The organism is Amycolatopsis albidoflavus (assembly GCF_039525725.1).
GTDB lineage: Bacteria > Actinomycetota > Actinomycetes > Mycobacteriales > Pseudonocardiaceae > Amycolatopsis > Amycolatopsis albidoflava.
In genome coordinates this window covers 296,609-317,607 of the sequence record NZ_BAAAHV010000005.1, presented here as the reverse complement: position 1 = coordinate 317,607, position 20,999 = coordinate 296,609, and the positions used below count along the sequence as shown (strand labels likewise).

Sequence of the window (20,999 nt, the reverse complement as noted above, 5' to 3'; positions counted from 1 at the left end):
GCGCGTCCGTAGACTGGCCGGAACCGGCGGAGGAAGAAACGGGCGAGGTGGAGCGGTGACCATGCTGGACTCGGTGCACGGACCGGCGGATCTGAAGCGCATGAGCGTCGAGGACCTCGGCGAGCTGGCGGCCGAGATCAGGGACTTCCTCGTGGACAAGGTCCGCCGCAGCGGCGGGCACCTTGGCCCCAACCTGGGCGTCGTCGAGCTGACGCTGGCGCTGCACCGGGTGTTCGACTCGCCGCGCGACGCGATCGTGTGGGACGTCGGGCACCAGGCGTACGTGCACAAGATCGTCACCGGGCGGCACGTCGACTTCGACCTGCTTCGCCAGCAGGGCGGGCCCACCGGGTACCCGTGCCGCGGCGAGAGCGAGCACGACCTGGTCGAGAACAGCCACGCGTCCACCGCACTGTCCTATGTGGACGGAATGGCGAAGGCGTTCGAGCTGTCCGGCGGCCCGCGCAGGCACGCGATCGCGGTGGTCGGCGACGGCGCGCTCACCGGCGGCATGTGCTGGGAAGCGCTCAACAACATCGCCGGGCGCAAGGACCGTCCGGTCGTGATCGTGGTGAACGACAACGGCCGGTCGTACTCGCCGACCATCGGCGGGATGGCCGACCACCTGGCGTCGCTGCGGCTGCAGCCGGGCTACGAGCGGCTGCTGGACGGCGGGCGCGAGCTGCTGCGCAGCACCCCGGTGGTGGGCAAGCCGATCTACGCCGCGCTGCACGCGGCCAAGGCGGGCATCAAGGACGCGCTGAGCCCGCAGGTGATGTTCTCCGACCTCGGCCTGAAGTACCTCGGCCCGGTCGACGGCCATGACCTGGTCGCGCTGGAGAAGGCGTTCCAAAGCGCGCGGGCGTTCGGCGGTTCGGTGATCGTGCACGTGGTCACCGAGAAGGGCCACGGCTACGCGCCCGCGGTGAACCACCAGGCCGACCAGATGCACCAGACCGACCCGATCGACCCGGAGACCGGCCTGCCGCCGGTGAAGGGTCCCAGCTGGACCGGCGTGTTCGGCGATGAGCTGGCGAAGATCGGCGAGGAGCGCGAGGACGTCGTGGCGATCACCGCCGCGATGCTGCGCTCGACCGGGCTGGAGAAGTTCTCCGAGCGCTTCCCGGACCGCTGGTTCGACGTCGGCATCGCCGAACAGCACGCCGTGACGTCCGCCGCCGGCCTCGCGATGGGCGGTTGCCATCCGGTCGTCGCGCTGTACTCGACGTTCCTGAACCGGGCGTTCGACCAGGTGCTGATGGACGTCGCGCTGCACCGCCAGCCGGTGACGTTCGTGCTGGACCGCGCAGGCATTACCGGACCGGACGGCCCGAGCCACCACGGCATGTGGGACCTGTCGCTGCTGGGCATGGTGCCGGGCATGCGCGTGGCCGCGCCGCGCGACCCGGGAACCCTGCGCGAGGAACTGCGCGAGGCAGTCGCGGTCCAAGACGGCCCGACCGCCCTGCGATTCTCGAAGGGCAGCGTCGGCCCGGACGTACCCGCGGTCGAACGGATCGGCACCGTCGACCTGCTGCGCCGCCCGTCAGGTTCGACGGACGTGCTGCTCGTCGCGGTGGGTCCGTTCGCGCAGCTGGCACTGTCGGCCGCGGACCGCTTGGCGGACCAAGGCATCGGCGTGACAGTCGCGGACCCGCGCTGGGTAGTCCCGGTGCCCGCCGAGCTGGTCGCGCTGGCGGAACAGCACAAACTCGTGGTGACAGTCGAAGACAGCGGCCGCCACGGCGGCTTCGGCTCAGCCCTGGCGGCGGTGCTGCGGGATGCCGAATGCGACGTCCCGCTGCGCGATCTCGCGGTGCCCCAGGCGTTCCACGACCACGGAACCCGCGCCGAGGTGCTCGACCGGATCGGCCTGACCGCCCAGGACGTGGCGCGCCGGATCACGGAGTGGGCTTCGGGACGGCTGGGCTCCGATGTGGAGGAGACGGCGGGGGAGAAGCCGCGCGCTTGAGCGGCATCGAGCGGGGCAAGCTTTCGCGCTTGAGCGGAGCTGGCTTGGGGACGGCCGGGCTCGGACGTAGAAGAGACGGCCGGGAAGCCGTGCGCCTGAGTTGAGGCGGCCGGACGGGGATGCTTCGCGCTTGAGCGGAGTGGGCTTCGGGACGGCTGGGCTCCGATGCGGGGGAAGGCGGCGAGGGAAGCCGCGTGCCCGATCGGAGGCGGGCGGGGCGGGGATGCTTCGTGCTTGAGCGGAGCTTCGGGACGGCAGGGCTCGGACGCACAGGAGACCGCGGCGCGGAAGCCTTCCGCTCGAACGGAGTCGAATGGGCTGGGCGCAAGGAACTGCGCACAGGAGCGCTTGAACGGCGGGTTCGGCGGGTTCCCGGAAACGGGGAACCTGCCGTGCTCATTTTTCGGTGCCAACTACCGGGGTTTCGGCGGCGAACGTCTCGTCGATGTCCGGGATCCAGTAACAAATCTCCAGCGTCTTGATCCGCGACATGTGCCAGACCTTCCGCCCGCTGCCCAGCGCCCCGACCGCGCCCAGCAGCGAGAGTGCGGCAGCCCCGGCGGCGATCACCCGGTGTGGTCCGGTCGCGGTCTGGACGAGTGCGACGACCGTGGCCATCGTGAACGCGAAAGCGATGTTGCGCAGCATCACCGACTGCGCGCGCATCCGGACGATCTCTCCCGCGGCGTCCTTGTCGTGCAGTTCAGCCGCGGCGACGAGCAGCGCCGGGTTGGCCCGGACGTACGCACGGTCGCGCGCCTGCGGAACTCCGGCGATGAACTCCTGGCGGGCTTCCTCCGCGTCGCGCCGGGGGCGGAAGCGGTTCAGTTGTGCGGCCAGCGGGTGGAAGAGGTGTCCGAGCAGGTAGCTGGCCACCACGGCACCGGCGACCAGCAGTGCGCCCGGTGCGGAAGTCAGTGCGGCGACGTGCACCACGCCCAGCCGGTCGAGCACGTAGACCAGCAGCGACAACTGGACCGCGCCGGGCACGGCGAAGCTGAACAGGTCGAAGATGCCGACTGCGAACGTCACGAATCGCCTCCAGGACAGGGGGTTTCGAGGATCGTCCCACAGCGGCGCGCGGTCCGGGCCGGGTTTGCTCATCGCGGTGCGCGATAGCTGTGATCCGCGCGGGGCCCTTTCCGGGTTTCGCATTCTTGGAAGAATCAGAGGCAGCAGATCTTCCTCGGTTTCTGGGAAAGGCGGAAAGAATGTCGGAAATCAGCAGGCGGGGTGCACTCGGGGCGGGCGCGGGAATCGCCGCGGCGACCGCGCTCGGGGTGGCCGGAACCGCGCAGGCGAGTACGGCTGCTACACCGAAGCAGCCGTACCTTTTCCCGCTCGCCAAATCCGCGCCGGCTGTCCACGACGGCGGGACTTTGCGTGGTGCTCACGAGAAGAATTTCCCGGTGCTGGCCGGTCAGCAAGGTTCGGTGTACCTGGTGCACCTCGACCCGGGCGGGGTGCGCGAACCGCATTGGCACCCGTCCGCGTGGGAGTTGAACTACATTATTTCCGGCAAAGCGGACTGGAGTATTCTCGGCACGCACGAGGACGGCAGTTACCACAATGAGGTGTTCAGCGCGAAAGCCGGGGAACTCGTTTTCGCCCCGCAGGGATTCTTCCACTATTTCGCGAATTCCAGCACCACCGAGGGCCTGGACGTGCTCGTCATGTTCAACACCAGCACCGGGGAGCCGAACGACGACATCGGCATCGTCGGGACGCTGAACTCGCTGCCGCGCGAGATTCTCGCGGCCTCGTTCGGGGTTCCGGTGTCCGCGTTCGCCGCGATCCCGAAGGATCTCAAGCCGGTGGTGATCACCCGCCGCCGGTAGTGGCAGTGCCCACACCTGGTACACGGTCGCGCACCGAGAGTGGTACTCCGGAATAGTGATCGATCCGGTGCTGCTGCGCACTTTTCTCGCCGTGGCCGAGGCGGGCGGGTTCTCCGAAGCCGCCCGCAGGCTGGATCTCGGGCAGTCGACGGTGAGCCAGCACGTCCGCCGCCTCGAGACGGCGCTCGGCAGCGTGCTGTTCGAGCGCGACACGCACAGCGTGCGGCTCACCGGCGACGGCGAGACGATGACCGGCTTCGCTCGCGGCATCCTCGACCAGCAGGACCGCGCACTGCGGTATTTCTCCCGGCCGGGCCCGCGCGGGCGGGTCCGGTTCGGGGTGTGCGAGGACTTCCTGCTCGGCCACGCCGCGGACGTCCTCGGCCGGTTTCGCGGCGCACATCCGGGAATCGACCTCGAACTGTCGGTCGAGTTGAGCGAGGTGCTGCATTCGCGGCTCGCCGACGGAGACCTCGACCTGGTGCTCGCCAAACGCGACTCCGGGCAGGGCGTGCGGCGGGATCCGCTCGTGTGGGTCGGCTCGCCCGGGCTGGAATTGCTCCCGGGCGAGCCGTTGCCGCTGGTCCTTTATCCGGAGCCGAGCGTCACCCGGGCTCGTGCGCTGAACGCGTTGCGCCGAAACGGCGTCCAGTGGCGGATCGGCTGTGTCAGCGAACGGCTCAACGGGCTGCGGGTCGCGCTCGAAGCAGGGCTCGGCGTTGGCCTGTTCGCGGCGTCCGTGGTCCCGGACGGGCTGGTCCCGATAGCCGGCCTGCCCGATCCGGGAACGGTGACGTTCGTGCTGAGCCACCGGGGGACGGCGCGGGGTTCGGCAGCGGCGTTGGCGGACGCGATCCTGTCGGCCCAGTGGAGCCGCCCGCCGCTCACGCTTCGGCAGGCACCGCTTCCGCGGCGATAGCCGACGAAGGCCCGAAGACCTCCCGGGGTTCCGGAAACACCTTCACCAGCACCGGATACGCCACCGCGGCCGTGCACAGCGTCACCACCAGGCTGATGTCCACCCCGCCCGCGATCCCGGCCAGCGGTCCGGTGATCATCGGCGTATTCGCGCACAGCAGGCCCAGCGCGGTAGCCGGGATCCAGGCCGCCATCGCGCGCCAGTTGACGCCCCGGTGGAACCAGTACCGCCCGCCGGTGCGGCCTTCGTTGAACACCTGCAGGTCGGCCGGGTCGTAGTAGCCGCGGCGTTGCACGTAGCCGATCATCATGATCACCATCCACGGCGACGTGCACAGCACGATCAGCGTCGCGAACGCGTTGATGCTGGACACCATGTCGAGCACGAAATTCCCGACGAAGATGAACAGCACGCTCAGCGTCCCGATCAACAGCGTCGCCCGAACCCGGGACAGGCGCGGGAAGATCGAGCTGAAGTCCAAGCCGGTGCCGTACAACGCGGTGGTGCCGGTGGACAATCCGCCGATCAGGGCGACCACGATCAGCGGGATCGCGTACCAGAGCGGGGAAATCGCGGTCAGGCCGGTGACGTAGTCGGCCGGGTCGGCGACCAGGGTCGCGGTCGCGATGCCGAAGCCGAACGGCAGCAGCGTCGCCAGTTGCGCGAGGAAGGGCGCGGCCAGCAGCGAGCGGCGCGAGTGGGTCGCGGGGATGTAGCGCGACCAGTCGCCGAGGAACGCGCCGAACGAGATCGGGTTCGCCATCACGGTCAGCACGGCGAGGATCCACGTCGGCCAGAACGTGCCGAGCGCGAAGTTGCCGCTGCCGGTGAACGACGGGTCGAACGAGCCGCCGTAGGCGAAAATCCCGACCAGCATGATGAGCGTGCCCAGGGTCACCGCGACGCGGTTGACCAGCAGCATGAAGCGGTAGCCGTAAATGCACACCACGAGGACGGCGATCGCGATCACGCCGTACGCGACCGCGCGCAGGACCGGGCCGCCGTCTATGCCGAAAAGCCGTTGTGCCGCACCGGCTACCGCGTCGCCGCTCACCCACACCGAGATCGCGAAGAAGGTGATCGCGGTGAGCAGCGACAGGAACGAACCGACGCACCGGCCGACCACGCCGAAGTGCGCGCCGGACGAAACCGCGTTGTTGGTCCGGGTGATGGGTCCGAACAGAGCCATCGGGGACAGCACGAGCGCGCCGAGCACCACACCCACGACGGTCGCCGCGAGGGCCGCCCAGAAGCTCAGCCCGTACGCGATCGGCAGCGTGCCGAGGATGATCGTGGCGAACGTGTTGGCCCCGCCGAACGCGAGCCGGAACAGGTCGCGCGGCCGGGACGTCTGCTCGGCGACCGGGATCGGCGCGATGCCGTGCTGTTCGACCTCGGTGACTTTGTCGCTCATTACTCGAACCTCGTCATCACGTGCTTGACGCGGGTGTACTCGGCGAACGAATACGCCGAGAGGTCCTTGCCGTGCCCGGAATGGCCGAACCCGCCGTGCGGCATCTCGGCGGTCAGCGGGCCGTGCGTATTCACCCACACGCAGCCGAAATCGAGATCGCGCGACACCCGGGCGACGCGGGCGACGTCGTTCGTCCACACCGAAGAAGCCAGGCCGTACGGGACACCGTTGGCCAGCTCCAGGGCTTCGGTCTCGCCGGCGAACGACTGGACGGTGATCACCGGCGCGAAGACTTCCTCTTGGACCAGTTCGTCGTCCTGGCGGAGGCCGGACACGACGGTCGGCGCGAGCTGGAAGCCCGGTCCGGTCGCGGTGCCGCCGGTTTCGACGCGGGCGTGCGACGGCAGCCGCTCCAGCAGGCCGAGCACGCGGTCGAGCTGGGCACGGCTGTTGAGCGGGCCGTAGTCGACGTCCGGTCGGCGGGTGGCGGCGGCTTTCGTCAGCGCGGCAACGAAATCGTCGTGGATGCTCTGGTGCACCAGCACTCGGCTGCCCGCGGTGCAGTCCTGTCCGGCGTTGTAGAACGCGGCGTCGGCGATCCGCTCGGCGGTGTCGGCGACGTCGGTGTCCGGGAAGACCAGCAGGGGAGCGTTGCCGCCCAGCTCCAGGTGGGTCCGCTTGAGATCGGCCGCGGCGACCGTGGCCACGTCGATGCCAGCGCGCGTCGAGCCGGTGATGGACACCAGGTCGGTGTTCGGATGCCGGACCAGCGCGCGGCCGGTTTCGCGGTCGCCGCACAGGACGTTGAACACGCCCGGCGGCAGGAATTCCGCCGCGGTTTCGGCCAGCAGCACGGCGGTGGACGGCGTGGTTTCCGCGGGCTTGAGCACCACGGTGTTGCCCGCGGCGAGCGCCGGGCCGATCTTCCACACGGCCATCATCAGCGGGTAGTTCCACGGCGCGATCTGCGCGCACACGCCGATCGGCTCGCGGCGGATCACCGACGTGTGCCCGGCCAGGTACTCGCCCGCACCGGTGCCTTCGAGCTGCCGCGCCGCGCCGGCGAAGAACCGCAGCGTGCTCACGCACTCCGGGATTTCCTCGTCCAGCATGACCGAGCGGACCTTGCCGGTCTCGCGGACCTCGGCGTCGGCGAATTCCTCCGCGCGGGCTTCCAGCGCGTCGGCGATCTTGAGCAGGGCTTCCTGGCGCTGCGCGGGCGTGCTCCGCCGCCACGACTGGAACGCGCGCGCCGCGGACTCCATCGCGAGGTCGATTTCGTTCCGTCCGGAAAGGACACTCGTGCCGAAGACCTTGCCGGTGGCCGGGTCGGTCAGCTCGAGGGTCGCGTCGGTGTCGGGCATGTCGACCAAAGCGCCGCCGACGAAGTTGCGGAGGTGAGTCACGAGTGCTCCAAATGGGTTGGGGCGAACATCTTCAGCAGCGCGGGAAGCACGACGACGGACGGGCCGGGGGTGCGCAGCGCGTCGGCGAGGTCGGTACGGACAGTGTCCACAGTGGTCTTTCGGGCGGGGATGCCGAACGATTCGGCCAGCGCGACGAAATCCGGGCGCGGCAGTTCGGTCGCGGTGGTCTGGCCGAACGCGCCGGTGAGGTATTCGCGCAGGATGCCGTAGCCGCCGTCGTCGACGATCAGCCAGGTCACGTCGAGCTGGTGCTGTACCGCGGTGGCCAGCTCGGCGAGTCCGTACATCGCGCCGCCGTCGCCGGATACCGCCAGCGACCGCACGCCTGCCGCGGCGGCGCCGAGCGCGCCGGGCAGGCCGTAGCCGAGGCCGCCCGCGCCCTGCGCGGTGTGGATCGGCGAGCCGTCCGGATTCCACACTGACCACGCCCAGTAGGCCGCGATTGTCATGTCCCAGAACGTTTGCGTGCCTTCGGGGAGTGCGGCGCGGACGTCGTCGAGCAGCTTCCGCTCGGCAGCGAGCGGCTGACTGTCCAACCTGGACTGGACGCGCGCGAGCAGATCCTTCGTCGCCGCTTCGGCGCGGCCGTCCGGAGTACGCGGGGTGAGCTGTTCGAGCAGCGCGCGGAGGGTGCGGCGGACGTCGGCGTGCAGCCCGAGCGCGGGATAGTTCGACTCCAGTTTCCCCAGATCCGCTTCCACCTGCACGACCTGTCCGCGCGGCGCGAACTCGCGGTAGTTGCTGGACAGCTCGCCCAGCCCGGAGCCGAGCACCAGCAGGACGTCGGCGGCGGAGAGGAATTCCGTGGTGTGCCAGTCTTCCATCCACGATTGCGCGGACAGCTCGTGGTCCCAGGCGAAAACGCCCTTGCCGCCGAACGTCGACACCACCGGCGCGCGCAGGGTTTCGGCGAGCTGGCGCAGCTCGTCGTGCGCCCCCGAACGCAGCGCGCCGCCACCGGCGAGAATCACCGGATTCTTCGCCGCGTCAAGGAGTTTCGCCGCCTCCGCCACCAGCTCCGGCAACGGTTCGAGCGGCGCCGGAGCCGCGGTCACGCTGGTCAACTGCGGCAGGTTCGCCGCGGCGAGCAGCACATCCTGCGGGATTTCCACCCACACCGGCCCGTACGGCGCGGTCGCGGCGGATTCCCACGCCTCGCGCAGCGCGGTCGGAATCTGGCTGATCGAGCGGACCACGTGCACCGACTTGACGACATCGCGGAAGCTGGCCTGCTGGTCCGGCAATTCGTGCAGGTAGCCGTGCCGTCCGCCGCCGAGCCCGGCGACCGGGATCTGGCTGGAGATCCCGAGCACCGGCACCGAGGCCGCGCGCGATTCCTGCAGCGAGGCCAGCGTGAGCAGCGCGCCGGGGCCGGTCGACACGATCATCGGCGTGACCGGCACCGGGCCGTGCGGATCGGCGGCGAGCCGGGCGCGCGCGTGGCCGTCCGCGGCGAAGGCGAGGTTGTTCTCCACCCGCGAGCTGACCACTCGCAGGTCGTCCGCCCGGCGCAGCGCCTCGAACAGGCCGAGCGCGTGCTGTCCAGGCAGGCCGAACACGGTGTCCGCACCGAGCGCCCGCAGCGTCTCTACGACAACGTCGCCGCCGATCCGGGTCATGCGTCGCGTCCCAGCGCCAGCAGGCTGACCAGGTCGTAGGCGACGTGCGAAGCGGCGACAGCGGTGATTTCGGCGTGGTCGTAGGCCGGGGCCAGCTCCACGACGTCCGCGCCGACCAGGTTGAGCCCGCGAAGGCCGCGCAGGATCTCCAGCAGCTCGCGGCTGGTCATGCCGCCTGCTTCGGGAGTGCCGGTGCCGGGTGCGTGCGCGGGGTCGAGCACGTCGATGTCGACGGACACGTACAGCGGACGGTCGCCGATGCGCTGGCGAAGCGCGTCCACGGTCTCGTCGATGCCGCGGCGCAGTACGTCGCCGGAGGTGACGATGCCGAAGCCGAGGCGACGGTCCTCTTCGAGGTCGCGCTTGCCGTACAGCGGCCCGCGCGTGCCCACGTGCGACACGGCGCTGGTGTCGAGGATGCCTTCTTCGACCGCGCGACGGAACGGCGTGCCGTGCGTGTACGGCTCGCCGAAGTAGGTGTCCCAGGTGTCGAGGTGGGCGTCGAAGTGAAGCAGCGCAACGGGACCGTGCTTCTTCGCGGCCGCGCGCAGCAGCGGGAGCGCGATGGTGTGGTCTCCGCCGACAGTCACCAGCTTCGTCTCGCCCGCAGTAAGCGCTTCGGCTTCCTGCTGCAGCTTCTCGATCGCTTCGCCGATGTGGAACGGGTTGACCGCGATGTCGCCGGCGTCGACGACCTGCTTCTCGGCGAACGGCGAAACGTCCAGGCCCGGGTGGTACGGCCGCAGCAGCCGGCTCGCCTCGCGCAGCGCCGAAGGACCGAACCGCGCGCCGGGGCGGTAGGACACGCCGGAGTCGAACGGCACGCCCACCACGGCTACGTCGGCGCTCGGTACTTCGTCGATCCGCGGCAGCCGCGCGAAGGTCGCGAAGCCGGCGAAGCGCGGGATCTGCGACGAGTCGAGCGGGCCGACCGGACGCTGTTCACTCACTGGGGCAACTCCTGTCGGGTTTCGGATGCGCTGAGATCTTCAGCGGCAGCGTGGTTTTCGGAGCCGTGAAGACGTTCTGTCCACACGGAAAGAATGCTGTCTGGCGTACGCGGTGTCGCGAGGCTGACGCCGATGTATACGACAAGGCTGACGCCGAGACCCCAATAGATCGGACTGTTGGCCGCAACCCCGTCGATGATCATGAAGGCGATCACAGACACCGTGCCGGCCACCATCGACGCGTACGCGCCTTCGCGAGTGCCGCGCTTCCAGAACAGCGCGCCGATGATCGTGACGAGCAGCCCGCCGACGAGGATGTCGTACGCGATGGTGAGCGCGTTGACGACGTCGTCCACGAGCATTGCGATACCGATGGCCACGATGCCCAGCACAAGTGTCGTCACTCGGTTACGCAAGACCTCGCCGCTCTTAAGGCCGATCTTGCGGAACAGGTCCGAAGTCGTCGTCGTGGCACACGCGATCAGCGCGCCGCTCGAAGTCGACATCAGCGCCGACAGCGCGGCAGCGAGCACGAGACCGCGTACGCCGGTGGGCAGCAGCCGTTCGGCGATGGTGGCGAAGGCGTCCTGTGCACTGCCGAGGTCCGGGTACAGCACCTTCGCCGCCGTACCGATCAGCGCGCCCGCGATGCCGTAGACGAGGCAGTAGACGCCGGAGATGACGCCGCCGCCGGTCGCGACGCGCGGGGTGCGCGCGGTGAACACGCGCTGCCAGATGTCCTGTCCGATCAGCAGCCCGAAGGTGTAGATCAGGAAGTACGTCAGGATCGTCTCGCCGCCGATCGAGGTGAACTCGAAGTACGACGCGTCGAGCTTCTCGGCCATCCCGCTGAAGCCGCCCGCCGAGACGAGCGCGACCGGCAGCAGCACGAACAGGATGCCGATCGTCTTGATCACGAACTGCGCGATGTCGGTCAGCGTGATCGACCACATGCCGCCGAGCACCGAGTAGAGCACCACGATCGACCCGCCGATCGCGATCCCGGCCCAGCTCGGGATCGAGAACAGCACCTTGAAGATCGACGCGAACGCCAGCGTCGAGGTGACCGTGAGCATCAGCGTGTAGCCCCACATCACCACGCCGGACACCGCGCTCGCGCGGCCGCCGTAGCGCAGGTCGAGCATCTCGCCGACGGTGTAGACGCGCAGTTTCACCAGCCGCCGCGCGAAAACCGCGTGCAGCACCAGGATCCCGACGCCGATCGTGATCACCAGCCACGCGCCGGAGATGCCGTAGGTGTAGCCGAGCTTCACGCCGCCGACGGTCGACGCGCCGCCGAGCACGACGGCCGACATCGTGCCGGAGTACATGAACCAGCCGAGCCGCCGTCCGGCGACCAGGTAGTCGGATTTGGTCTTGGCCAGCCGGAGGCCGATCCAGCCGACCCCGATCATGCCCGCGATGTACAGCGCGATCACCGCATAGTCGCCGCCCACGGGTCCTCCTTGAAACGGGGTGGGGTTCTTGCGGGACACCGTAGGGTCGGGCGACCCCGCGGCGGCATGGGACGATGTATCCAGGACTTCGCGGAAGATTGGCCGAAATGACCCACCACGACGTGCTGTTGCCCGCAGAGGTGACAGTTCCACTACGCACCGTCGCGGGCAACCCGGAGCTGGCGCTCGACGTGGTGCCCGAAACGCTGCGCCCGGGCGCGCTGGACCAGCCGGTGCGATGGGCGCACGTGAGCGAACTGGCCGACCCCGCGCCGTATCTGGTGGGCGCCGAACTCGTGCTGACCGCGGGCGTGAACCTGCCGAAGGACGCCGACCGCTACGTCCGGGGGCTGCGCGACGCGGGCGTCACCGCGCTCGGCTTCGGCCTCACCCCGACGGTCTCGGAAACCCTGCCCTCCTCGCTGCGTGACGCCTGTGCGGAACATGGCCTGCCACTTCTGGTCGTTCCGCCCGCGACGCCGTTCCTGGCCATCAACCGCGCTGTCGCAGTCGCGCTCGCCGAGGCCGGTCGGCACGAAGAACGACGGCTGGCGGAAGGCCGCGAAGCGTTGACCCGAGCAGCGGGCGGCGGGCTGGGGGAGTTGGTCGCCGCGCTCGCCGGGCGATTGCGCGGGTGGGTCGCGATGGTCGGCGCCGGAGACGTGCTGGCGGCCGGCTACGACGCGCCGCAGCCCTTGCCATCGCCGGTGAAGGAACTGCTCGCGACCCTGCGCTCCCGCAGCGGAATCCGCATTGCCTCCACCGAATTGCCCGACGGCACGCACGTCGTCGCGCAGCCGGTGTACCCGCAGGCGACCGCCGCGCACCTGGTCGTCGTCGGCCGGGCGCGGCGGTTCGACAGCGGAGACCGGGCGATCCTGGCCGTCGGCGCGGCGCTGCTGGGGCTCGTCGGCCGCGCCGGATCGGACAGCGCGGAACTCGGTGCCGCGGCCACCGCGTTGCTGCTCGGCGGCCCCGGCTCGGACGCGCTCGCCGGAGTGCTCGGCAGCGATCAGGCCCGCCTCGTCGCCGGAATCGCCCACCGACGCGGCCCGGACGCCTTGTCGCGGCGCCCGGACTGGCTGCGCGCCCGGCTGGACACCCCGCTGGTCCAGGTCCTGCCCGGTCCGCGGTTCTACGCCATCGCGAGCGAACTCGGCGACCTGGACGGCCTCCTCGAACACGGCTGGCTGGCGGTAGCGAGTCCGCCGCACCCGGCCGCGAACCTGCCCGCAGCCGTCGCGGAAACCGAACTGCTGCTCGCCCGTGCCCGCGCGCTGGCCCGTCCGCTGGCTGCGAGTGCCGATCCGCTCGGTTTCGACGAACTGATCCCGCCCGCGGCGGCGGGTGCGTTCGCCGAGCGTCTGCTGGCCCCGCTCCGCGAACTGGACCACGCGCACGGCCGCGAATTGGTGCCGACCTTGCGGACCTGGCTGGCGCATCACGGCAGCTGGGACCGGACCGCGACGGAACTCGGCGTGCACCGCAACAGCGTGCGGCACCGGATCGGACAGGTGGAACGGGCGCTGGACGTCGACCTGGCCGATCCGGAAACGCGGATGCGGCTGTGGTTCGCGTTGCGGTGGGGGTGAAGGCGAGTGTCCATTCAGGTCTCTCAGGTGCTCTCAGGAAACTATGGGATTGTGGTCGAGTGCGAGTTCTGGTAGTCGAAGACGAAGAGCCGTTGGCCGACGCGATCGCCCGCGGGCTGCGGCGGGAGGGCATGGCCGTCGACATCGCGCTCACAGGCGACGACGGGCACGAGAAGTCGTCCGTCACGCGGTACGACGTGGTGCTGCTCGACCGCGACCTGCCCGGGATGTCCGGCGACGACCTGTGCCGCGAGATCGTGACGTCCGGCGAGCTGACGCGGGTGCTGATGCTGACCGCGAGCAGTTCGGTGTCCGACCGGGTGGACGGGCTGTCGCTGGGCGCGGACGACTATCTCGCCAAGCCGTTCGCCTTCCCCGAGCTGGTCGCGCGGGTGCGGGCGCTGGGCCGCCGCGCGACGCCCGCCGCGCCGCCGCTGCTCACCGCGGGCGACGTCGAGCTGGACCCGGCGAAGCGCACCGTCCGGCGCGCGAGCGGGCCGGTCGAGCTGACCCGCAAGGAGTTCGGCGTGCTCGAGGTGCTGCTGTCCGCGGCCGGATCCGTGGTCAGCAGCGAGGAACTGCTGGAGCGGGTCTGGGACGAGAACGCCGACCCGTTCACCACGACCGTCCGGGTCACCGTCATGACCTTGCGCAAGAAGCTCGGCGAACCGGGCATCATCGAGACCGTGGTCGGCTCGGGCTACCGGGTGTCGGTCGCCGGTTCCGAGTGAAGCTTCCCGGCGCCCGCAGCCTGCGGGTGCGCGTCACCGTCCTGGCGACCGTCCTGGTCGCCGCGGCGGGGCTGTTGCTGCTGTGGCTCGCGTGGACGCTCGTCGGCGACGCGGTCGACGCCGTGCCGCACATGCCGCCGGGCACCATCGTCCGGGTCGACGGCATCGACGTGGACGCGTCCACGCTCGCGCAGCATCTGCGCACGCACGCCGTCACCCGGGTGCTGATCTTCGGATCGCTGGCGTTCTGCTTCGTGGTGGCCGCGGCGGCGATCCTGGCCTGGACGTTCACTTCCCGCGTGCTGCGTCCGCTGCGCGAGATCACCGGGACCGCGCAACGGCTGTCGATCGAGTCGATGGGGGAGCGCATCGGCGAGATCCGCTCGCGCGACGAGCTCGCCGAGCTGGCGCGGACTTTCGACGCCATGCTCGACCGGCTCCAGGACGCGTTCGACTCGCAGCGCCATTTCGTGGCCAACGCGAGCCACGAACTGCGCACCCCGCTGTCGGTGATCCGCACGGAACTGGACGTCACGCTGTCCGACGAACACGCCGACGAGGCCGAGTTCCGCCGGATGGCCGGGGTGGTCCTGGACGCGACGAACCGGGCGGGTCAGCTGGTGAATTCGTTGCTGCTGCTGGCCCGCACCGACGGAGCCGGTCTCGTGACGCGGGAACTGGTGGACCTGACGGTGCTCGTGGAGCGGGCTTGGTCGGCCGTTCGCGGCGAAGCCGAACAACGGGGCCTGCGCGCGGATTTCGCGATGCAACCGTCTCCGGCGATCGGGGATTCCGCTTTGCTGGAACGGATCGCGGGAAACCTGGTCGAGAACGCGGTGCGGCACAACGTCGACGGCGGCTGGATCGAGGTGACGACCGAGCCGGGCGCGCAGTGGTCGGTCCTGCGGGTGCGCTCGTCGGGCGGACTGCTCGACCCGGCGGCGGTGCCGGAGCTGTTCCAGCCGTTCCGCCGCGCCGGGGTGGCCCGGACGGCGCGTTCGGGAGCGGGCCTGGGGCTGTCGATCGTGCGCGCGGCTGTGCAGGCCCACGGCGGGACGGTGTCCGCGGAGCCGGTGGTGGGAGGCGGACTGGCGGTGACGGTGCGGCTGCCAACGGTGTAGCACAACCGTAGCACCTTATCGAAAAGGTGCTACAATCCTGGCTATGGGGTACGCAATCGGCCAGCGAGAGCTGCGCAACGACAACGCGGAGATCATGCGACGTGTTGCGGCAGGCGAGTCGTTCGTGGTGACTCGCAACGGGAAGCCGGTAGCCGACTTGGTGCCGCACCGCGTCCCGGAGGAGCCGCGGCGAGACCGGACGCTCGGCGAGATCCAGGAAGCGTTCCGCGGGCTGCCGCCGATGGACAGCGCTGAATGGCGTCGCGAGCGGGAAGCCGACGACGCGGTCTTCGGGCCGGACCGCCTTGGCGAGCCCGGCGAAGACCAGTGACCGCTCCGTCCCGGGTGCTGCTCGACACCTCGGTGGTCATCGATCTCGAACGGCTCGACCTCGGCTCGTACGCGGCCGCGGTGCCCGCGGTCAGTTCGGTGACCATCGCGGAACTGGCCTACGGTCTCGCCACCGACGATCCCATCCGGCTCGCGGAACGGGTCGAGCGCTACCGCCGCGCTCTCGATCAATTCACCGTGCTGCCGTTCGGCGTCGACGAGGCCAAGATGTACGGCACGGGTGCGGCGCTGGTCCGGCGGTTCGGGCGGGATCCGCGGCCTCGCCGGATGGACCTGCAGATCGCGGCGACCGCGGCGGCGCAGCAGATTCCGCTGCTGACCAGGAACCTGAAGGACTTCGTGGGGCTGGATCGGCTGGTTTCCGTCATCGAGATCTGAGCCCGGCAGGCGCGGCCGAAACCGCGCCTGCCGGGTGAGGCTGTCCTCAGTGGACGTCCACGAACGTCGGATTCCCGTACAGCCACAGGTCTTCGTACGGATTCGCCTGCCCGATCACGTCCATCGCCGGTTCGATCCCGCCAGCGACGTGCCGCTTCCCGTCCGTCCCGCGCACCCGGACGTAGAACGGCTCCCGCACGTTGCGGAACGTGTGCTTGAACATCACCCGCCGTCCCGCATAGCCGCGCGAAGGCGTGAAAGACTCCACCACCCGCGTACCCGGCGCAGTCATCGCGTCGCGATCCGCCGCCGAGCCGGTGACCGGGCCCGCGATCAGGTCCAGCCGGCCCAGTCGCGGCACCGAACCCGACCCGTTCGGCCGGTAGGCAGTCACCGCGGAAACGACGACCGTCACGGTCGAGCCACGCCGTACGCGCAGCCGTCCGCCGAAGGTCGCGCAGTCGCCGCCGCCGAGCACGCCGACTTCCAGCTGCTGCACCAAACCGCCGTGAGACAGCCAAATCCGGCCCGCACGCAGACCCTCCAGCACGCCCTCGAAGCCCGGCCGACGCACGCCGACCACCGTGCGGCTGAACTCGCCGGGGTAGAAATCCGCGTACGGCGCGGACAACTGCGGCACCCCGCTGTCGACCGGGTCCGGGTACTTGCCGGTTTGCTCGTACCAGCCGTCCGGCACCGACGGGCGCACCAGCTGGTCGCCGCGGTTGTAATGCGAGTCGGAGTTCGTGGTGATCCACCACGGTTTTCCTTCGGCCAGCAGGGAATCCCACAGCCCGCCGACCTTCGCGGTGGTCCAGTCCCAGCCGCCGAACGTGCGGTACGCCTCGGTCGGGAACCCGGGCCACGAGTCGCCGCCGGGGTTGTTGCCGTAGCCGCCGCGAGCGCCGCCATTGCCTTGCGGCTTCGGGAATCCGTCGGCCTGCGCACCCGGTGCGCCTTCCATGCCGATCACGATGCCTGGCGCGGTGTCGCGGTAGTTGCGCAGTTCGTGCGGCGAAACGCGGCCGTTGCGCAGCGGATGGTTGATCAGCACGACCGGCGCGTGGATCCGGCGTGTGCGCTCCTGCTCGGCGAGCCACCGCAAACCCTTGAGCGCCAGCGCTTCGTGCTCCGGGCTGGAGGATTCGGACCCGGTCAGCCGCCAGTCGAAACCGCGCTCGAATTCGCGCAGCACGTTCGCCTGGTCGCGCCCGGCCTGGAAGAACAGCGTGGCGTGCTCCGCGCCCGGCACGTTCCACTCCATGCCTTGCCACAGCAGCAGATCCGGGTGCCTCCGCTGCGCGGCGAGCACGTCGCGGCTGGTCGGCTCCACGGACGACTTCTCGTGCGTCGCGTGCCCGTGGTCGGTGAAGACGATCCACTTCGCGCCGTGCTCGCGCGCGCCGGCCGCGATCCGGTCGATGGTGTACATCGCGTCGTACGAGTACTGGCTGTGCGTGTGGTGATCGCCGACGACCCACTGGTAGCGGCGGCCGAACAGCCAGTCGAGATCAATCCCGAGGTCAAGCCCCAGATCGAGGTCCATGGCGTCGGCCTGGCCCGAGGCCAGCACCGGGGCCCCGGCCGCGACGGCGCCGACGAGCCCCGCGCGCTTGAAGAATCCGCGACGGCCGACGCCGCCCGGGTCCGTGGTGTTCATCCTGCTCCTGACCTGCTCGAACGATTCGGCAGGACGCTATGGGGCAGTGGTGAACGGCTGGTGCCCGGAAGGTCACGAAGTACTCGGTGTGTCCGGGTTCACGGCGGAGCCGCCCCGCGGGACAGGGCGGCTCCGCCAAGGCGTTACGCCGGAACCGAAGCGACGCCCTGGGAGAGGAACGGCTTGCCGTTGACCCGCTCCGAGACGCCCGCCCGGTCGAGGTACGGCGTGATGCCGCCCAGCCAGAACGGCCAGCCCGCGCCGAGGATCAGGCACAGGTCGATGTCCTGGGCCTCCGCGACGACGCCCTCGTCGAGCATGATCCGGACCTCTTCGGCGATCGCGTTCAGCGCGCGGTCGCGGACCTGCTCGGCGGTGGACGGCTGGTCGCCCTGCGTCCACAAGGCGGCGACCTCCGGGTCGACCGACGGCGTGCCCGTCGCGTCCCAGGTCCACACGCCCTTCTTGCCCGCCTTCACGAACTTGTCCAGGTTCTCGCTCACGGTGAAGCGGTCCGGGAACGAGCCGTGCAGCGTTTCGCCGACGTGCAGCGCGATCGCCGGGCCGACGAGCTGCATCAGGTTCAGCGGCGACATCGGCAGGCCGAGCGGCTCCAGCGCGGAGTCGGCCACGTCGAACGGCGTGCCCTCGTCCACCGCCACCAGCACCTCGCCGAGGAAGCGCAGCAGCAGCCGGTTCACGACGAACGCCGTCGCGTCCTTCACCAGCACGCTCGACTTCTTCAGCTGCTTGCCGACCGAGAACGCGGTCGCCAGCGCCGCGTCGTCGGTCTTCTCGCCGCGCACGATCTCCAGCAGCGGCAGCACGGCCACCGGGTTGAAGAAGTGGAAGCCGACCACGCGCTCCGGGTGCTGCAGCTTCGAGGCCATCGCGGTGATCGACAGCGACGAGGTGTTCGTGGCCAGGATCGTCTCGGGGGAGACGTGCTGCTCAAGCTCGGCGAACACCTGCTGCTTCACGCCCAGCTCTTCGAAAACGGCCTCGATCACGAAGTCCGCGTCGGAGAACGCGGCCTTGTCGAGCGAACCGGTCACCAAAGCCTTGAGCCGGTTCGCGCCGTCCGGCGACACGCGCTTCTTGGCCAGCAGCTTGTCGATCTCCTCGTGGACGTAGCCCACGCCCTTGTCGACGCGCGCCTGGTCGACGTCGGTGAGCACCACCGGCACCTTGAGGCGGCGCACGAACAGCAGCGCCAGCTGGCTGGCCATCAGGCCCGCGCCGACGATGCCGACCTTGTTCACCTTGCGCGCCAACGACTTGTCCGGCGCGCCGGCCGGCCGCTTGGCCCGCTTGTTGACCAGGTTGAACGAGTACAGCCCGGCCCGCAGCACGTCCGACATCAGCAGCTCGGCGAGCCCGTCGGTCTCCGCCGCGTAACCGCGGTCGAGATCGTTCTCCCGCGCCAGCTCCAGCAGCTCGACAGCCTTGGTCGCGCCCGGCGAAGCACCGTGTGTGCGACCGTCCACGATGGACTTGGCGCGCGCGACGGCCGCGTCCCACTCCGCACCGCGGTCGATTTCGCGACGGGCCGGGGTGATTTCGCCGTTGACGACCTTGGCCAGCCACAGCAGCGACTGCTCCAGGTAGTCCGCGGAGCCGAAGACCTCGTCGACGATGCCGAGTTCGGCGGCCTTGCGCACGTTCAGCATCTTGTTCTGCGCCAACGCGTTCTCGATGATCACGGTGACGGCGGCGTCCGGGCCGATCAGGTTCGGCAGCAGCTGCGTGCCGCCCCAGCCCGGGAACAGGCCGAGGAACACCTCGGGGAACGCGATCGCCGCGGTGTTCTCCGACAGCGTCCGGTAGTGGCAGGACAGCGCGAGCTCGAGCCCGCCGCCCATCACCGCGCCGTTGACGAACCCGAACGTCGGGATCTTCGACTCGGTGAGCCGGCGGAACACGTCGTGCCCGGTCTGCGCGATCTCCCGCGCCAGCTTCGGGTCCGACACCGCCTCGACGCCGGAAAGGTCCGCGCCGACCGCGAAAATGAACGGCTTGCCGGTGACCGCGATCGCTGCGGGCTCGGCGGCGAACGCCTTGTCCAGCGCGGCGTTCAGCGCGACGAGACCCTGCGGGCCGAAGGTGTTCGGCCGGGTGTGGTCGTGGCCGTTGTCCAAGGTGATGAGCGCGACCGGCTTGTCCAGCCCGGGCACCTTGACCAGGTTCGTGACCGCGTTCGTCACGACCTCGTCCGGGAACGCGGCCTTCGCCTCTTCAGCGGTGAAAGTCATTACTTCGCCCCCTCAGAGCCGTTGTAGGCCGGGTTTTCCCAGATCACGGTGCCGCCCATGCCGATGCCGATGCACATCGTGGTGAGGCCGTAGCGCACGTCCGGGCGCTCGGCGAACTGGCGCGACAGCTGCGTCATCAGCCGCACGCCGGACGAGGCCAGCGGGTGCCCGCACGCGATCGCGCCGCCCCACTGGTTGACCCGGGGGTCGTCGTCGGCGATGCCGAAGTGGTCGAGGAACGCGAGCACCTGCACCGCGAACGCCTCGTTGATCTCGAACAGGCCGATGTCCTCAATGGACAGACCGGTGCGCTGGAACAGCTTCTCGGTGGCCGGCACCGGGCCGATGCCCATGACCTCCGGCTCGACGCCCGCGAACGAGTAGCCGACCAGCCGCATCCCGACCGGAAGGCCCAGCTCGCGCGCGGTGTCCTCGTCGGCGAGGATCGCCGCGGTGGCGCCGTCGTTGAGACCGGCCGCGTTGCCCGCGGTGATCCGGCCGTGCGGGCGGAACGGCGTCTTCAGCTTCGCCAGCTGCTCGACGGTGGTGCCCGGACGCGGCGGCTCGTCCTCGGTCGCGAGACCCCACCCGAGTCCATCCATGCCCCCGCCGCCGCCCTCAACGGAGGAGCTGCGCTCCGCTGATTGGACTTTGGACTTCGTCGCCACCGGAACCAGCTCGGGACCGATCTTGCCGGTCTTCACAGCCTCGGCGTAGCGCTCCTGGCTGCGCGCGGCGAACGCGTCCGTGCGCTCCTTGGTGATCTCCGGGAAGCGGTCGTGCAGGTTCTCCGCGGTCTGGCCCATCACGAGCGCGGTCGGGTCGACCAGCTTGTCCGCGACGATCCGCGGGTTCGGGTCGACGCCCTCGCCCATCGGGTGGCGGCCCATGTGCTCGACGCCGCCGGCGATGGCGATGTCGTACGCGCCGAAGCCGATGCCGCTCGCGGTGGTGGTCACCGCGGTCATCGCGCCCGCGCACATCCGGTCGATCGCGAAGCCCGGCACGGACTTCGGCAGCCCGGCGAGCAGCGCGGCGGTGCGGCCGATGGTCAGGCCCTGGTCGCCGATCTGCGTCGTCGCGGCGATCGCCACCTCGTCCACGCGCTCGGGCGGCAGCTCCGGATGCCGCCGCAGCAGCTCGCGGATGGCGTTGACGACGAGGTCGTCCGCCCGGGTCCCGGCGTACATGCCCTTGTCGCCCGCCTTGCCGAAGGGCGTGCGTACCCCTTCGACGAAGACGACATTGCGCACCCCTCGCGCGGTGGGCGCGAGCGGCGGCGTTGCTGGTGCGGCCACGAATGCTCCTGAAGTAGAGA

At 70.0% G+C, this 20,999-nt stretch carries 17 protein-coding genes; 8 read left to right on the top strand and 9 right to left on the bottom strand.

Going from position 1 to position 20,999, the window contains the following annotated elements:
- Positions 1 to 55 precede the first annotated feature (55 nt).
- A complete protein-coding gene (gene dxs / locus ABD156_RS05975; protein ID WP_344267534.1) occupies positions 56 to 1,972 on the top strand; it encodes a 1-deoxy-D-xylulose-5-phosphate synthase in 1,917 nt (638 codons plus the stop codon).
- A 396-nt stretch (positions 1,973 to 2,368) separates the two neighbouring features.
- On the opposite strand, the gene ABD156_RS05970 is transcribed toward dxs, so the two are convergent.
- Entirely contained in the window at positions 2,369 to 3,004 is a 636-nt protein-coding gene (locus ABD156_RS05970) for a hypothetical protein (RefSeq protein WP_344267532.1), read from the bottom strand.
- A 179-nt stretch (positions 3,005 to 3,183) separates the two neighbouring features.
- Between ABD156_RS05970 and ABD156_RS05965 the strand changes: the two genes are divergently transcribed.
- Together ABD156_RS05965 and ABD156_RS05960 are read left to right on the top strand one after the other, a co-directional pair.
- Positions 3,184 to 3,810 carry a cupin domain-containing protein gene (locus ABD156_RS05965; RefSeq protein WP_344267530.1) on the top strand — a complete coding sequence of 209 codons (627 nt, stop codon included), beginning with the start codon at positions 3,184 to 3,186 and terminating at the stop codon, positions 3,808 to 3,810.
- A gap of 55 nt (positions 3,811 to 3,865) precedes the next feature.
- Positions 3,866 to 4,729, top strand: a complete 864-nt coding sequence (locus ABD156_RS05960) for a LysR family transcriptional regulator (protein WP_344267528.1) — start codon at positions 3,866 to 3,868, stop codon at positions 4,727 to 4,729.
- Here the strand turns inward: ABD156_RS05960 and ABD156_RS05955 are convergent.
- From ABD156_RS05955 to ABD156_RS05935, 5 genes are read right to left on the bottom strand one after another with little or no spacing between them, the layout of a single operon-like run.
- The gene (locus tag ABD156_RS05955) at positions 4,695 to 6,143 is read right to left on the bottom strand and encodes a purine-cytosine permease family protein (RefSeq protein ID WP_344267526.1); all 1,449 of its coding nucleotides are present in this window, start codon (positions 6,141 to 6,143) and stop codon (positions 4,695 to 4,697) included. The genes ABD156_RS05960 and ABD156_RS05955 overlap by 35 nt on opposite strands.
- On the bottom strand, positions 6,143 to 7,549 hold the full coding sequence (locus tag ABD156_RS05950; protein WP_344267524.1) for an aminobutyraldehyde dehydrogenase: 1,407 nt from the start codon (positions 7,547 to 7,549) through the stop codon (positions 6,143 to 6,145). Before ABD156_RS05950 ends, ABD156_RS05955 begins: the two co-directional genes overlap by 1 nt.
- Entirely contained in the window at positions 7,546 to 9,189 is a 1,644-nt protein-coding gene (locus ABD156_RS05945) for a thiamine pyrophosphate-binding protein (RefSeq protein ID WP_344267522.1), read from the bottom strand. Before ABD156_RS05945 ends, ABD156_RS05950 begins: the two co-directional genes overlap by 4 nt.
- Positions 9,186 to 10,139, bottom strand: coding sequence for an agmatinase (gene speB, locus ABD156_RS05940; RefSeq protein WP_067579433.1), 954 nt, complete (start codon positions 10,137 to 10,139; stop codon positions 9,186 to 9,188). Before speB ends, ABD156_RS05945 begins: the two co-directional genes overlap by 4 nt.
- Complete coding sequence (locus ABD156_RS05935) at positions 10,136 to 11,596, bottom strand: sodium:solute symporter family protein (protein WP_344267519.1); 1,461 nt, start codon at positions 11,594 to 11,596, stop codon at positions 10,136 to 10,138. The genes speB and ABD156_RS05935 overlap by 4 nt, the downstream gene beginning before the upstream one ends.
- A gap of 107 nt (positions 11,597 to 11,703) precedes the next feature.
- On the opposite strand from ABD156_RS05935, the gene ABD156_RS05930 reads away from it, so the two are divergent.
- The 5 genes from ABD156_RS05930 to ABD156_RS05910 are packed head-to-tail and all read left to right on the top strand — an operon-like array spanning position 11,704 to position 15,769.
- Entirely contained in the window at positions 11,704 to 13,188 is a 1,485-nt protein-coding gene (locus ABD156_RS05930; RefSeq protein WP_344267517.1) for a PucR family transcriptional regulator, read from the top strand.
- 59 nt (positions 13,189 to 13,247) lie between these two features.
- Positions 13,248 to 13,919 (top strand): response regulator transcription factor, encoded by a 672-nt coding sequence (locus tag ABD156_RS05925; RefSeq protein WP_344267515.1) that lies wholly within the window; start codon positions 13,248 to 13,250, stop codon positions 13,917 to 13,919.
- The gene (locus ABD156_RS05920; RefSeq protein ID WP_344267513.1) at positions 13,916 to 15,040 is read left to right on the top strand and encodes a sensor histidine kinase; all 1,125 of its coding nucleotides are present in this window, start codon (positions 13,916 to 13,918) and stop codon (positions 15,038 to 15,040) included. Before ABD156_RS05925 ends, ABD156_RS05920 begins: the two co-directional genes overlap by 4 nt.
- Positions 15,041 to 15,083: 43 nt before the next feature.
- A complete protein-coding gene (locus ABD156_RS05915) occupies positions 15,084 to 15,371 on the top strand; it encodes a type II toxin-antitoxin system Phd/YefM family antitoxin (RefSeq protein ID WP_344267511.1) in 288 nt (95 codons plus the stop codon).
- A complete protein-coding gene (locus tag ABD156_RS05910) occupies positions 15,368 to 15,769 on the top strand; it encodes a PIN domain-containing protein (RefSeq protein ID WP_344267509.1) in 402 nt (133 codons plus the stop codon). The genes ABD156_RS05915 and ABD156_RS05910 overlap by 4 nt, the downstream gene beginning before the upstream one ends.
- Before the next feature lie 46 nt (positions 15,770 to 15,815).
- On the opposite strand, the gene ABD156_RS05905 is transcribed toward ABD156_RS05910, so the two are convergent.
- The 3 genes from ABD156_RS05905 to ABD156_RS05895 all read right to left on the bottom strand — a co-directional run bounded on the left by ABD156_RS05905 (position 15,816) and on the right by ABD156_RS05895 (position 20,934).
- The gene (locus tag ABD156_RS05905; protein ID WP_344267507.1) at positions 15,816 to 17,429 is read right to left on the bottom strand and encodes a PHP domain-containing protein; all 1,614 of its coding nucleotides are present in this window, start codon (positions 17,427 to 17,429) and stop codon (positions 15,816 to 15,818) included.
- Between the two features lie 143 nt (positions 17,430 to 17,572).
- The gene (locus ABD156_RS05900; RefSeq protein ID WP_344267505.1) at positions 17,573 to 19,681 is read right to left on the bottom strand and encodes a 3-hydroxyacyl-CoA dehydrogenase NAD-binding domain-containing protein; all 2,109 of its coding nucleotides are present in this window, start codon (positions 19,679 to 19,681) and stop codon (positions 17,573 to 17,575) included.
- On the bottom strand, positions 19,681 to 20,934 hold the full coding sequence (locus tag ABD156_RS05895) for a thiolase family protein (protein WP_344268499.1): 1,254 nt from the start codon (positions 20,932 to 20,934) through the stop codon (positions 19,681 to 19,683). The genes ABD156_RS05900 and ABD156_RS05895 overlap by 1 nt, the downstream gene beginning before the upstream one ends.
- Between the last annotated feature and the right edge of the window lie 65 nt (positions 20,935 to 20,999).

Excerpts from the sequence above, each read along its gene's own strand:
- ABD156_RS05930 (WP_344267517.1), top strand. The coding sequence starts at position 11,704 with ATGACCCACCACGACGTGCTGTTGCCCGCAGAGGTGACAGTTCCACTA.
- ABD156_RS05965 (WP_344267530.1), top strand. The coding sequence starts at position 3,184 with ATGTCGGAAATCAGCAGGCGGGGTGCACTCGGGGCGGGCGCGGGAATC.
- ABD156_RS05945 (WP_344267522.1), bottom strand. The coding sequence starts at position 9,189 with ATGACCCGGATCGGCGGCGACGTTGTCGTAGAGACGCTGCGGGCGCTC.
- ABD156_RS05915 (WP_344267511.1), top strand. The coding sequence starts at position 15,084 with ATGGGGTACGCAATCGGCCAGCGAGAGCTGCGCAACGACAACGCGGAG.
- ABD156_RS05905 (WP_344267507.1), bottom strand. The coding sequence starts at position 17,429 with ATGAACACCACGGACCCGGGCGGCGTCGGCCGTCGCGGATTCTTCAAG.
- ABD156_RS05955 (WP_344267526.1), bottom strand. The coding sequence starts at position 6,143 with ATGAGCGACAAAGTCACCGAGGTCGAACAGCACGGCATCGCGCCGATC.
- ABD156_RS05900 (WP_344267505.1), bottom strand. The coding sequence starts at position 19,681 with ATGACTTTCACCGCTGAAGAGGCGAAGGCCGCGTTCCCGGACGAGGTC.